This window comes from Deinococcus piscis (assembly GCF_014653275.1).
GTDB lineage: Bacteria > Deinococcota > Deinococci > Deinococcales > Deinococcaceae > Deinococcus > Deinococcus piscis.
On record NZ_BNAL01000047.1, the window covers coordinates 1 to 13,040 of the forward strand.

Genomic DNA, 13,040 nt, shown 5'->3' on the forward strand with positions numbered 1-13,040 from the left:
GTTTTGTTCTGTTTTCACACACTCATCAAAGCGTCACTCGCTCCCTGAATCCAGCCTTCAAGCTGAACCGGGGAGCGAGGTCTGTTTTTGCTGTCCCTCACGTCTGGATATGAAGTTGTCGGGTACTGAGGTCTCATGGAACAGCAGATTTTCTTGCAGGGACAACTCGGCGACCTCAGTACCTGACAGGTTGCCTTTCATCCCCTCCTGACGCAGGAAATGGCGTCCTCAAGAGGTCCAGGAAGAGCCTGAATTTCTCCCCGCCCCACCGCAGCGCACGGCTCAGCTCCTCATACCCGTACCTCGCCCTGCTGACCGCAGGGCGACCATGTGTTTTGACACGTATAGGTTGCTGTTCAGTCCGCCATTCACTAACACGCAGCATCCAGGTCAGAGCTAGGGTGAGCAGCCCAAACAAGTTCCCCACCCGCTCCGGGTTGATCATGTGGGTCTGCTCCAGATTCAAGCCTCTGGATTTCATGGCAGAGAAGGTGGTTTCGATGGCCCAGCGCTGCCTATAGACGTTGAGCGTGTCCCAGACGGATAAATCTGAAGCGACAATGACCCGCTCTCCCTCTGGGGAGAGCGTCGCGACCACTCGCATCCAGTCGCCCTGAACCCAGACCTTTTCAAACAGGGCTCGTGTTTGACAAGGCTCCAGTGACGCGAAACAGTCACGAGCATATTCACCGTCTACCACGGTATTGGCCCGAATACGAATACATCTTTTGATCCCGCTGCGCCGCAAAAACGTGAACCACTCCTGACCGAGAAACTCCCTATCCGCGATCAGGACCTTCCACCTGCGTGCGGGTAAGCGTCTCAGCAGCTGACCCACCAGCATCATGCGTGCCCTGGATTCACTGTTACCGCCATGCTTCAGTTCTTTCCAAGCAAGTGGAAGAGTAACGTTGCCCAGCACCACGCCAATGACCAACAGGTTGAGGTGAGACTGGCCGTGCTTCCAGTTGGTGCGGTCCATGATCAGGGGCAGTTTTCCCTCAGGCAGCAGTGGAAGCAGGACATCCAAGATGTCCTGCTGGGTCAGGCCTGCACCATGCAGCACGCGAGCCACCATACGCGTGATGGACGGTGTCGTCGCAGCACGGTCAATATGGAGCGCGATTTTGCGGTGGAGGGTAGATTCTGCCTGCAAGATGCCAAACAGGACTTCTGAAACGCAGCGCAGACGATCTATTCGGTGGTGTGGGAGACGCTCTTTCAGGTAGACCACGAATGTGTCAACATTCGTCAGGGCGGCTTGGTTCGGTTTCACACCTCCATAAGCCGCCCTACTTCATATTTTTCTGCGATCCAGACAACGTTTCCTTCAACCTGTCAGGTACTGAGCTCGGCGACAAACTCTTCGCGGTATGACAGATGTTTCAGGCGGTACAGCCCACAGTTGCCTATATGACGGCATGACCTGTCGGCATATGGAGCGAAGCCGCATAGCAGAGCCTGCCAAAGTCATCACCGAAGTTTCTGACCTGGCAGGCTCTGCTGCACAGTTCTACAAGGCTGAATAGAGTGGCTCGGGAAAAACCACCCAAACCACTCTATTCGCCGTCCTGCTCAACATTTCGCACTTGCCACGCTTGCCGAGAAAATGTCTTCCCTAGCTGTCAAATGCTCTGGTTGTCAAACTCTCTAGAAGCCTTGCCACCAGTTGCCGAACACTAGGAAGTTCAGTGCAGTGGTGCCCAAGGCAGCCACCAGCAAGGTAATGGCCGGGTTGGCTCCCCCGCGGATGTTCATTGAGGACTGTACGGCCAGGTAACCGTAGTAGATCAGCGCCAGCGAAATCAGCAGACTGACAAAAAAGCCCAGCACTGGAATCCAGCCCAGAGCGCTGCTCAGCAGACTGAGAGGCACGAAAAAGAGGGCAAAGGTGTAAGCGACTTCGGCGTAGCGGCCCGTGCCGCCGAAGAACTGCTTGCCCACCCAGTACACCACTCCAGTAAAAATACCGAACTGAATGGGAATGCCTACCAGACGGTTGACAAACTGTGCCCAGGGAGAAATATCGGCGTGCCACGGCATAAAAGCCATAAATGCGGCGACGACTGCCGAAACAATGCTGGCCAGCAACACATACATCAGGGCTTCGTTCACGCCACCTTTGCGCTCGAACAACTCGAAGGTTCGGACGCTGGGCCGCGTCAGTACAGCCAGGCTCTGGCGCATTTCGTCGTCCACCGAGCGGCGGATGTGATCGGTCAAGGTCATACTGCCCAGCATAGCGGCCCGAACAAAAAGGCCGCATGATAGCCGGGCCGACATAGGCTTTAGGGAAGGGACGGTCTGCCGAATTACAGCGCGTCGGCCAACCGCTGAAACAGGGGCGGCACGGTGGGGCGTCCAGCGCCGTCGGTCCAGCCGAAACGGGCGTCCTGAACCTGTACAGCATCCGGACCTGCCGCCACGCCCAACCCAGCAGGAAAGCGGGCGGTCCAGTCTTCCAGATGCTCAACCGGCTCGGCAATGAACGGCGCAGGGGGCGGACTGCTGAACAGCACACGCAACTGCCGCTCTGGTGGCGCGGCCCCGTCCAGCCAGGCGAAGCGGGCCTGCGGAGGCAACCGCTTCAGGTCTGGCAGCGAGCCTGGCCCGGCCCAGCCCAGCCATCGGCCAGGCCGCAGCCGCAGCGTGACTTGCTCCAGCTCTCCCAGCACCCCAAAACTGCCCACGAAGAGCCGGGTCAGGTCGTAGCCCTGGACATTCTTGACGGTGCGCCCACCCGCCTGAATCCGGTTCCCCGACGGAGCAGCAAAGGTCAGCCCCAGCACATCCGCCGGGAAGAAGAAGGTTTGCCCAAAGCCGCCCCTGGTCACCAGCCCGCCCACCCCACCAGGCAGCTCCAGCGGAGGCACTGGCGGCAACAGGCCGGGGGGCAGCGCGGCGTACAGTTCGGCGCAGCTGCAACCGGCACTCACAGTCACGGTCTGGTCATCGGCATTCAGCTCAAGCACCGGCATGGGCGACCTCCGGGCCTGTAGCCAAGGCCCCACGCGGCGGGAGCAACTTTTCGGGATTGAGCCGCCCAGCTGGGTCCAGGGTGTCCTTGATCGCCCAGTAGGCCGCCGCCGTCTGTGTATCCACCGCCTCGGCCATAAAAGCCCTTTTCATGGACCCGATGCCATGTTCGCCGCTGAGGACGCCCCCATGCCGCAGCGCCACCTGAGCAATGCGGTGTGCCAGTTCATGCACCTGTTCTGGATCGTCCCGGCGGGGGTCAAAGAGGATGTTGGGATGCAGATTCCCGTCTCCGATGTGCCCGAACTGCACCAGTGGAAATCCATAAGGCTCAGCCAAAGCCTGAATTTCGGCCACCACCTGGGGGAGCCGGGAACGCGGCACAGCAATGTCTTCGTTCATGCGGGCCGGGCGAATGCGGCCCAGCGCGGGCGACACCGAACGGCGCGCTTGCCACAGTGCCGCCGCTTCCTGAGCGTCACGGGCACGCCGCACCTCGCCCCCAGCCGCACGGAACGCCTCCTCGACCACCTTCAGTTCAGCCTCAACCTGCGCGGGATCATCGCCGTCACTGTCCACCAGCAGCAAGGCTGCCGCGTGGCGGGGCAGGCCCAGATGGAGATAGTCCTCCACCGCACCGATACACGCCGCGTCCATAAATTCCAACTTGGCGGGAACGGTCCCCGCTGAGATGGCCGTGCTTACCGCCGCAGCGCAGGCTTCCAACGATCCAAAACTGGCCTGGAGGGTGAGGGTATGGCGCGCCGGAGGCACCAGCCGCAGCGTGGCTTCAGTAATCAGGCCCAGGGTGCCTTCAGAACCGATCATCAGGCCCGCCAGGTCATAGGCGTCGCGGGTGAGGTGATGGATTTCACCGTCCGCATCTACGACTTGCAAGGCCCTCACGTAGTCGCCTGTCACGCCGTACTTGAAGCACAGCGGTCCACCAGCATTCTCGCCCAAATTGCCGCCGATGGTGCTGGTCCGCAGGGAGGCCGGATCCGGCGGATAGGTCAGGCCGTGCAGCCGCGCCGCTTCCGAAACGGCCAAAGTGACCACACCGGCCTGCGCCACCGCTTCACGCTGCTGGGGCAGAATTCGCAGGGCCGTCATGCGCGTAAAACTAACGACCAGGCCCGGTTGGGCGGGCGCGGCACCACCACTGAGACCACTGGCCGCGCCCCGTCCTACCACCGGCACTCCGGCGGCTTGGGCCGCCCTGACCGCTTGCACCACATCCTCCACCGTTTCGGGCAACACGACAGCCAGTGGCCTGACTCCAAACTGAATCGCGTCGTAGCGGTAGCTGCTGCACTCAGAAGGCCGCAGCAGCACCTTGCCCGCGCCCAGGCGGCGCTGAAGTTGCCCAAATTCACTGGCAGGCATCACAACTCACCTCGGTACGCCAAGTCCAGAATCTCAACTGTATGCATCACGCGCACGGCACTGCCTCGCTCGCGGGTGTGGCTGGCTATCTGGGTATGACAGCCGATATTGCCAGAAGCAATCAAGTCTGGCTGAACCGAGAGAATGTGAGCGGCCTTTAGCTGCCCCAGTTGCGCGGCCAGCTCAGGCTGCTCGATGTTGTAGGTGCCCGCTGAGCCACAGCACAGATCACCGCGCGGCACTTCCAGTACCTCTATCCCACCGATCCATCGCAGCAGCTCACGCGGCTCCCTGCGAATACCCTGTGCGTGCGCCAAGTGGCAGGCGTCATGGTAAGCCACCCGCAGCGGCTGTGAAGCAGGCAGCGTGGGCCGCAGCTCTCCCCTGTCCAGCAGCCCACCCAAGAACTCACTGATGTCCTGCACCTGAGCGGCCAAGGCCTGGGCCTGCGCCTCTTCAGGTTGACCACGGACCACTACTGGATACTCCTTGAGACCCGCACCGCAGCCCGCCGCATTGCTGATGATTGCAGTGTAGTTCTCTCCACCGAAAGCCTGAAGATTCTGTTTGACCTGCCTCAGTGCCAAGTCGCGTTCACCAGTGTGCAGCGCCGCCGCACCGCAGCATCCCTGCCCAGCTGGCACGACCACTTCAAAGCCGTTGCGGGTCAAGACGCGGATGGTCGCTTCATTGAAATTGGGGGCGAGGGTTTGCTGAGCACAGCCAGCCAGCAAGGCCACCCGGCCACGTATAGGACCCTCTGCGGGGAAAAAGGGCTGAAGACGGTTGCGCCGCGGCACCCGCCTAGGAAGCAGGTCCAGGGCAGGCTTGAGCAGCGCAGGCATCAAGGGCGAGAGTGGCTTGGCATGCTGGCCCAATGTGGCAGCCGCGTAAAAGAGTTGTGGGGAAGGCAAGACCCTGAGCAGAGCCGTCCGGCGCGCCTTTTGGAGCAGCGGGCGCTGGCGCTGTGGCTCGCTCCAGCCACGGAAACCCGTGATCAGTTCGCCGTAAGGCACTCCGCTCGGGCAAGCTGTGACACATCCCTGGCAACCCAGGCAGCGGTCCAAATGGGGTACAGCGTCCTCCAGTGCCAGTTCGCCTTCCAGAACCTCTTTCATCAGGACGATACGCCCCCTTGGACTGTCCATCTCGTCGCCCAGCAGGGCGTAGGTAGGACAAGCTGGCAAGCAGAAACCACAGTGGACGCACGCGTCAATAGCGTGTGCCATAACCTCGCCCTGCGGCCCAAGCTGGAAGACCGGCACTTCATGTTTCACGGTGAAACTAGTGTAGCTGCTTTGTCCATCAGGAGGCTAGCCAAGGGGAAGAAGGCACAGTTTTTTTGCCCAAAATCCCCTACCGATTTACTCGGCATGTTGTGATAAGAGCTACAAAGTCACTTCGAGCCTAAATCGCGACAAGATCATGGGAAAACGCTATCCAGAACGGCATGGATTGATGCATTGACAATGGCGGATTGACCAGAGAAGACATGCCGAGTAAATCGGTAGTTGAAGGCGGTGGAGACCCGATTTACTCGGCATGTTCACCCGATTTACTCGGCATCTTCAAAAACTGCATGCCGAGTAAATCGGTAGTTGAAGGCGGTGGAGACCCGATTTACTCGGCATGTTCACCCGATTTACTCGGCATGTTTGACAGGGTTATCCACAACCGTAGACCCGATTTACTCGGCATGTTCACCCGATTTACTCGGCATCTTTTTGTAATTCCACCCGATTTACTCGGCATGTTCACCCGATTTACTCGGCATCTTTTTTGTAATTCCACCCGATTTACTCGGCATGTGAGCGAATATTTTGTCGTCTGGCACGCATAAGTTCTCCGGCCCCTTGATGATGATCATCATATATCTTTTAAAAGATCAAATATATCAAAAATCATCATCAAGTATCTCAGCAAGCAGAGTCCCTGTGAGCTGTACCAAAGGAGAGTAGTGGGCTGCTTCCGGTCAGTCTTGGGTATAGTGGAATGAGGGAGATTGCACTTGTCACGCTCTGGCAAACTCAAAGCCGTTACACCTACCCCACCTGCTCAGTTGGACCGTTTCGATGAAGCCAACTCAGCAAGGCTTGGCTTAATCAGTGTTCAGGAGCGTATTCCTGATGACTACACCCGTTGGGACATCGAATTTACAGTTGATGAACGCCCAGCTCGCTTAACTTGTATTTCCCCCGGAGAATATGGTGGTGTCCCACATGGCTTAGATGGCGATTTCGCCACTATTTTGAATGTGATGTATCTGGAGCAAGGAGCACCTGAGTCTGGAATTGTCCACACTACGGCTTATCAACTGCTCCAGCGTGCTGGTTTCCCAGACTCAGGGCAATATTATCAATCTCTTCAGGAGAGCTTGGATCGTTTGAAAGCTGCTACATATACTGCAAGTGAGTCTTGGAGAGATCATAAACGACAACGCTGGACTACAGTCAAATTCAATATCATTGAGCGTATTACTGCTGAGACGCAAGATGGATTGGGTTTTGGCAGTGGAACAGCCCTTAAAATTCAGCTGGCCCGCCCTGTTGTAGAAAGTATTCGAGAGAAGTATTTGAAGCCTCTGGATATGAGCTTCGTTCTTAGTCTTAAGAGGTCACTGACAAGAAGTCTTTATCGAGTGTTGGATGCGCATCGCTATCAGCCTGGAGCTGAAATGGAGGCTGCCGCAGAATTTCGTATCAATCTTCAGCAATGGGCTAGAGAATGCAAGTTGCGAGAGACAGTTCCGGCCCGCATCAAGCGTAATCTTGAAAGTGCTCACAAGGAACTTTTGGAGCGTGGATATTTACTCTCTGTAGAGTATGAGGGAGCTCGAGCGGAAACGGTAATTATTTATAAATTTGGAGATCTTCCCACAAGTACTCCTGCCCCTGAGCCGGTAATAGAGGTCATTCCAGACACACCAGTGGCAGATGCTCTGAGAAGGTACGGAGTTGCCCCTACAGTTGCTCGCAAACTGGTAGCTGATTATGGGGAGGCACTTGTTACCCAGAAACTTGAAAAATTTGAAGCCATGATCAAGGGTGGATACCAGGCGCGCAAGAAGAGTGCTTTATTGGTTGATGTCATTAGGGATGTTTCGGGAAAATATGCCGATCCAGAAGGATACCAACAAGAGCCACAGCGTGCCAAGGCCTCCCTGCAAGCCGCCAGCATCGCCAAGCGTATGGAGGCGGAAGAAGCCCAACTTAACCACCGCCTTGAAGAAGAATTTTTGGGGTTAGACAAGTCGGAGCAGGCAGCGCGGGCTCTAAACCAAGTTCGTATGTTTATTGGACGAGAAATATCAGAGAAGGCCCTGAAAGCCCTTTTACGGTCTATGCATGCTGGAGAGGTGGAGCCATATGACATCTACCGTGCAGTCACCCGCGCCGCTTCTGAACTCCGCCTAGGTGATTTTGCCCATGAGATTCGCCATGTCTATGAGCGCCAAGCCTGAGGATGCCATTGCACGCCCCTAGAAGGGGTCTGGGAGGCCTTTGGAGTGCTCTTGGTACTTGGGCCCGCAATCTGGATGCGGAAGGCCTTCACAGGCTTTACAGCGGAAGCAGGAGTTAAGAGCTTCCCAACAGTTCCTCAAGTTGCCGCAGGAGTTGCTCTGCCCGCTTTTGCTTCTTGGCTGGCAAGCGGCCCATCTGTCTGGAGCCCAGCTGCTGGCGCACGGTTTTGGCAAGATGCTGAACGGCGGAAGTCTCCTTCCCCTGTAGTTGCACAATCTGTTCGCGGAGTTGCTGAGCATTCCAGCCCTTGGCTAAGGTCTGTTCAAGGAGCTCTCCCCGCTGGGGATGATCTCCCAAATCCAGCAGTGCCAAGGCGGCTTGTTGGCTGAGGCCTTCGCGCATGGCCTGGCGCTCATCTGGTGTCAAGTCCAGCAAGCGGGCTGAGCGTACGAGGGTTGCCAGGCTTGGCAGGCCCAGCAAATCTATCCAGCGCTTGACCTGAGACTCTGGGCCCTCACCATCTAGCTGGTCTCCCCTGTCCCGAGCACGGATGAGAACTCCCCGGAGATCTCGCACGGGCACACCTACTCTGCTGGCCAGTTGATCCAGAGAAGCGAAGAGCAGATCAATGCTACTAACCGCTTCGCGCAGCTCATTTTCTTCCCTTGCTACACGAACAATTTGGTCATCATTCAGTTCGCGGACCAAAGCACTGATGTGGGTCAGGCCAGCAGCTTTGGCTGCCCGCCAACGCCGTTCGCCCGCTATCAGTTCGTAAAGGTTGCTGGCACTCTTGCGGCGCAGCACGATGGGTTGGAAAACGTCACCGAAAGACCGGATGCTTTGAGTCAAGGCTTCAAAAGCTGGGCCCTCAAAAGCTGCTTCACCCGTAGCGTACCCCCGTGGATTATGGCCCGGGATAATCACAATCTGATCAATTTCAATCTGATCAACGCCCTCACGGCGGTAGTTTTCTACTGCTTTTCCCAGATCAATGCGGGAAGCCGCGCTCACTTTCTTGGCCATCAGATCACCTCCAGCAAGTGGTCGAGAACGGCGTTCAGTTCCTGTGTGGCGGGGTTACTTGGCTGGTCCAGGGCGACGGCTCCACGGGCAGGCAGGACATCGCGGAAAATCGCAGGTCTCTCCGTCACAGGTGGAGAAACGGGAGCCAGATCAGTGAGTTGTTGGGCCACCATTTCATAGATTTCCCGGTCCTGGGTCCGCTGTTTGTTGTAAACAGTGGGAATAAAAGAAGCAATCTGCAAGGAAGGATTGAGTCGGCGGCACTGGGCCAAGACCTGAGTCACATTCTCAATGTTTTCGACGGACTTGATATGTGTGGGCATAGGAATAACGGCAGCGTCTGAGGCGACCAAGGCTGCGCGCGTCAGTCCACCGTTGCTAGGCGGGGTATCAATCAGGACATAATCGTATTCAGGTTCTAGCCGCCGTAGTGCGTCGCGCAGGCCAATCAGGAGATTGTCATCTGTCATCAGGATGTTATCCAGCGAACGCAGCTGCTGATGTGCGGGAATCACCCGTAGGGCGGGCATCCGCTCGGGAGTGAAAGGCTCAGGAAAATCATTCTCTGCCTCTTGCAGGATGATATTGAGGGTCGATCCCAGTCGGTGGGCTTTGCTGGCTGGGTCGTCCAGCAGTCCCATACGGCGCGTTAGGCTTCGCTGGGGATCAAGATCAATGAGCAGCACCCGGTTGGTGTTGCCAGCGCTGTTCTGACGAGTCGACAGCAGATAACCCAGTTCGGCCACCATGGTCGTCTTGGTAGCTCCACCGGCTTCGTTCCAGAAACTGAGTATTTTCATGGGCCTCCTTAAGGCGGATGGGTGAGCCTTGCCTGGGCACACCGAGCCTCAGCGGGACTAAGCAAGGGAAAAGCACTTTCAACTTGAAAGTATACCGATGACTTGGTCCAGAGAAGCCATCTGGACAGAGGTATTGCGAGAGCGTAAAGACACACTTCTATATGCCCTACAAGGCTTCTTCGGGCCATAACGCTCTGCAAAAATGTGGGACTTTCAAGGTGAAAGTAAAGCGTTTTTTCGCCGGCTTACTGTTCGCCTCAGCCCTATAGTAGAACTTGTGACCGCTCTGCCTTCTGATCTGCGCCGTATCGTGACTGACTCTGGCATACGTATCTATACGCTGGAGGTGGCCGCTTACCGTTCTTTACCGGTCAACGTTTTTGTGATCATCCAGGGCGAAGTGCAGCATCCCACTTACACAGCCCTGGTTGATGTGGGAAGTGAAAGACCTGCTTGTGCGCAGCAGATTATGGCAGGGCTGAGTGTCCTACAGGCCGAATACGGTGAGCGGGTCAGCCTCGAGGTGATGGACCGAATCATCCTGACCCATGAGCATCCAGACCATATAGGTGGGCTCCCACTGATCCAGCAGCGGAGCAGGGCACCGCTGGCCGCCCACGCCCTGGCTGCGCAATCTCTGCGTGACCCTGCTGGCGCGCAGCAGCGTTCTTTGACGGCTCAACAGCAGCTGTGCCAGTGGATGGGCGTTCCACCAGAGATGTCGGCAGTTTGGCTGTCAGGACAGAAGAGGCCCATCCTGCCCGCAGGGGTGGATGTTGCAACCGAGATAGTTCCAGGTGAACTGCTGGACGGGTTGATTCAAAGTGTGCATGTTCCAGGACATGCTGCTGGTCAGGTGGCGTTGAACATAGACGGAGTGCTGCTGACCGCTGATCATCTGCTACCCCCAAGCTTGCCTCCGCTGTGGCCGGAGCGCCTGCGGCCTTTTTTGGGCTTGAGGCATTATTTGCAGTCTTTGGACACCATAGAACAGCAAACCGCGATTCGGCAGGTTCTGCCCAGTCATGGCTCGCCTATAGAACAGCCGGAGCAGCGGATTGCTGGAGTTCGCCGGAAAGTGGAGGAGAAGCTACTGCGGGTCTTTGAGCAAGTGCGCTCACTACCGGGACAGTCTGTCTTTGAAATAAGTCAGGCGCTGCATCCTGGGCAGCCAGAACAGCGGGCACGCCTCTTGCTCAGTCAGACTGCGGCCCTTGCCGAATACTTGGCGCAGCAGGGCAAGCTGGATGAGAAGCTGTCTGACAGCGGAGTGGCCCTCTGGTCTGCTGCACACTGATATGCCGTCTTTTCAGCACTGAGCCACCCAGGAAAGCGTGATTCCCGGCGTCACTGAAGGAATAGGTTTCCAGCTTTACTTTCACGTTGAAAGTCCCTGGCTTTGCTGTCTGGCTCCCAAGGAATTTTCTTTCCTAACCCCTTAATAGAAAGCCGCCCGGGATGGGCGGCTCGCTGATATTGGACTTGGCTGACTGGTCAGAAAAAGAGATCAATACAGGCTGGAGGCTTCACGCCCGTATTCCTGGAGCTGCGACTTGGCTTGGCTCTGTACCTTCTTGACGCCTTCTTCTACACGCTTGCCGTAGTCTTCGTCACAGGCGTAGAAGTATTCCAGCATTTTCTTCTGGATACGCTCGTCGCAGCCAGCAAGGGCACCCGACAGGTTGCTGATCAGCTCAGCGCGTTCCCAATCTGCAAAATTGCGGTACTGCATGCCTGCCTGGCCGAAGTTGTTGGGGCGGTCAATGGCTTCGCGAACCAGTTTGCCTTCTACGTAAGGCGTATGGGGATTGTGTTCGCGGGGAGCTTCCTTAGGACCGCTCAGAATGCTGGGCTCGTAATTGACGCGGGCATCCTGGCCAGGGAAGGTATCCACATGGAAGGCCATCTGTCCGTCACGCTGGTTGGTGGCCACCTGACACTTGGGCCGGTTGATGGGCAGCTGCAGATAGTTGGGGCCGACGCGGTAACGCTGGGTGTCGGAGTAAGAGAAAGTGCGTCCCTGCAGCATCTTGTCATCGCTGAAGTCCAGGCCGTCCACCAGAACTCCGGTGCCGAACGCCACCTGTTCTGTCTCAGCAAAGACATTCTCCGGGTTGCGGTTCAGGGTCATGGTACCCACATGCTGCCAGGCGAACTGCTCACGCGGCCAGATTTTGGTGTCGTCCAGCGGGTCGAAATCCAGCTCAGGATGGGCACCATCGTCCATGATCTGCACGTACAGGTCCCACTGCGGATAATCTCCGCGCTCAATGGCATCGTGCAGGTCCTTGGTGGCGTGGTTGAAGTTGGTGCTCTGCACCTTGTCGGCATCCTCCTGGGTCAGGTTGCGAATGCCCTGCTTGGGCTCCCAGTGATATTTGACCAGCACGCCTTCACCGGCCTCGTTGTACCACTTGTAGGTATTCACGCCGCCGCCCTGCATATGACGGTATGTGGCTGGAATGCCCCAGGGGGAATACAGCAGGGTAATCATGTGCATGGCCTCAGGAGTTCCAGCGAAGAAATCAAAGATGCGCTCCTGGCTCTGCACATTGGTGGTGGGGCTGGGCTTCTGTGAGTGAATCAGGTCAGGGAACTTGATGGCGTCACGGATAAAGAACACCTTCAGGTTGTTGCCCACCAGGTCCCAGTTGCCGTCTTCAGTGTAGAACTTCACAGCAAAGCCGCGTGGGTCGCGTAGGGTCTCGGGCGAGTGTGTGCCGTGGCCCACCGTAGAAAAGCGCACAAATACAGGGGTCTGTTTTCCAGCCTCCTGAAACAGCTTGGCTCGGGTATAACGGCTGACGGGCTCGTCGCCCACTTTGCCAGTCGCTTCAAAAATACCGTGAGCACCCGCGCCGCGTGCGTGAACCACACGCTCAGGGATACGCTCGCGGTCAAAGTGACTGAGCTTCTCAATGAACTGGTAGTTTTCCAGCGTCATCGGCCCACGGTTCCCAATGGTGCGGCTGTTCTGGTTGTCGTGTACCGGATGGCCCTGACGTGTGGTCAGCGTCTCAGCACTCCGGCCCTGGTGAAGATTCTGATCTTGTTGAGAATCATTCCTATTCATAGACCTAGCCTACCCGAAGACCTGTAAGCAGTAAAGGGAATTTATCTGAGAATCTGCCGGATGAAGGGAGGTATGGACTTGACGACCATGTGGCCGGGTCCGTTTGGCGTGTGCCATGTTTCAAGCAAGGCGGTAGGCGGGGATAGGACATCAGAGACAGGCAGCTCAGGCTTCTCTTAAGATTTCCCCTCCTGATTTTGTGAGCCGAGTAAATATTCTTTAGTTCTCTCTCAGGTTTTCCGGTCCCTGAGGCCTCAGTACCTGACAGGTTGAAGGAAACGTTGTCTGGATCGCAGAAAAATATGAAGCAGGGCGGCT

At 57.0% G+C, this 13,040-nt stretch carries 10 protein-coding genes; 2 read left to right on the plus strand and 8 right to left on the minus strand.

Annotated features, from left to right (window positions below; translation table 11 throughout):
• Positions 1-175: 175 nt before the first annotated feature.
• The 5 genes from IE158_RS12395 to glcF form a co-directional block, all read right to left on the minus strand.
• Positions 176-1,276, minus strand: a complete 1,101-nt coding sequence (locus tag IE158_RS12395; protein WP_444542462.1) for an IS4 family transposase — start codon at positions 1,274-1,276, stop codon at positions 176-178.
• A 374-nt stretch (positions 1,277-1,650) separates the two neighbouring features.
• Complete coding sequence (locus IE158_RS12400; RefSeq protein WP_229839111.1) at positions 1,651-2,229, minus strand: YIP1 family protein; 579 nt, start codon at positions 2,227-2,229, stop codon at positions 1,651-1,653.
• Between the two features lie 83 nt (positions 2,230-2,312).
• Complete coding sequence (locus IE158_RS12405) at positions 2,313-2,978, minus strand: FAD-binding oxidoreductase (protein ID WP_189644028.1); 666 nt, start codon at positions 2,976-2,978, stop codon at positions 2,313-2,315.
• Positions 2,965-4,362: an FAD-binding oxidoreductase gene (locus IE158_RS12410; RefSeq protein WP_189644029.1), complete on the minus strand. Its 1,398-nt coding sequence runs from the start codon at positions 4,360-4,362 to the stop codon at positions 2,965-2,967. The genes IE158_RS12405 and IE158_RS12410 overlap by 14 nt, the downstream gene beginning before the upstream one ends.
• A complete protein-coding gene (glcF, locus tag IE158_RS12415) occupies positions 4,362-5,639 on the minus strand; it encodes a glycolate oxidase subunit GlcF (RefSeq protein WP_189644030.1) in 1,278 nt (425 codons plus the stop codon). The genes IE158_RS12410 and glcF overlap by 1 nt, the downstream gene beginning before the upstream one ends.
• 731 nt (positions 5,640-6,370) lie before the next feature.
• Here glcF and IE158_RS12420 point away from each other — a divergent pair.
• Entirely contained in the window at positions 6,371-7,822 is a 1,452-nt protein-coding gene (locus IE158_RS12420; RefSeq protein ID WP_229839112.1) for a replication initiator protein A, read from the plus strand.
• Positions 7,823-7,937: 115 nt separating this feature from the next.
• On the opposite strand, the gene IE158_RS12425 is transcribed toward IE158_RS12420, so the two are convergent.
• Together IE158_RS12425 and IE158_RS12430 are read right to left on the minus strand one after the other, a co-directional pair.
• Entirely contained in the window at positions 7,938-8,849 is a 912-nt protein-coding gene (locus tag IE158_RS12425; RefSeq protein WP_189644032.1) for a ParB/RepB/Spo0J family partition protein, read from the minus strand.
• Positions 8,849-9,649, minus strand: a complete 801-nt coding sequence (locus IE158_RS12430) for a ParA family protein (protein WP_189644033.1) — start codon at positions 9,647-9,649, stop codon at positions 8,849-8,851. The genes IE158_RS12425 and IE158_RS12430 overlap by 1 nt, the downstream gene beginning before the upstream one ends.
• A gap of 277 nt (positions 9,650-9,926) precedes the next feature.
• On the opposite strand from IE158_RS12430, the gene IE158_RS12435 reads away from it, so the two are divergent.
• Positions 9,927-10,946 carry an MBL fold metallo-hydrolase gene (locus IE158_RS12435; protein WP_189644034.1) on the plus strand — a complete coding sequence of 340 codons (1,020 nt, stop codon included), beginning with the start codon at positions 9,927-9,929 and terminating at the stop codon, positions 10,944-10,946.
• 210 nt (positions 10,947-11,156) lie between these two features.
• Here IE158_RS12435 and katA read toward each other — a convergent pair whose 3' ends face one another.
• Complete coding sequence (katA, locus tag IE158_RS12440) at positions 11,157-12,722, minus strand: catalase (RefSeq protein ID WP_189644035.1); 1,566 nt, start codon at positions 12,720-12,722, stop codon at positions 11,157-11,159.
• Between the last annotated feature and the right edge of the window lie 318 nt (positions 12,723-13,040).

Coding starts and splice junctions, on each gene's coding strand:
- IE158_RS12425 (WP_189644032.1), bottom strand. CDS start 8,849: ATGGCCAAGAAAGTGAGCGCGGCTTCCCGCATTGATCTGGGAAAAGCA.
- IE158_RS12400 (WP_229839111.1), bottom strand. CDS start 2,229: ATGACCTTGACCGATCACATCCGCCGCTCGGTGGACGACGAAATGCGC.
- IE158_RS12430 (WP_189644033.1), bottom strand. CDS start 9,649: ATGAAAATACTCAGTTTCTGGAACGAAGCCGGTGGAGCTACCAAGACG.
- IE158_RS12410 (WP_189644029.1), bottom strand. CDS start 4,362: ATGCCTGCCAGTGAATTTGGGCAACTTCAGCGCCGCCTGGGCGCGGGC.
- IE158_RS12405 (WP_189644028.1), bottom strand. CDS start 2,978: ATGCCGGTGCTTGAGCTGAATGCCGATGACCAGACCGTGACTGTGAGT.
- katA (WP_189644035.1), bottom strand. CDS start 12,722: ATGAATAGGAATGATTCTCAACAAGATCAGAATCTTCACCAGGGCCGG.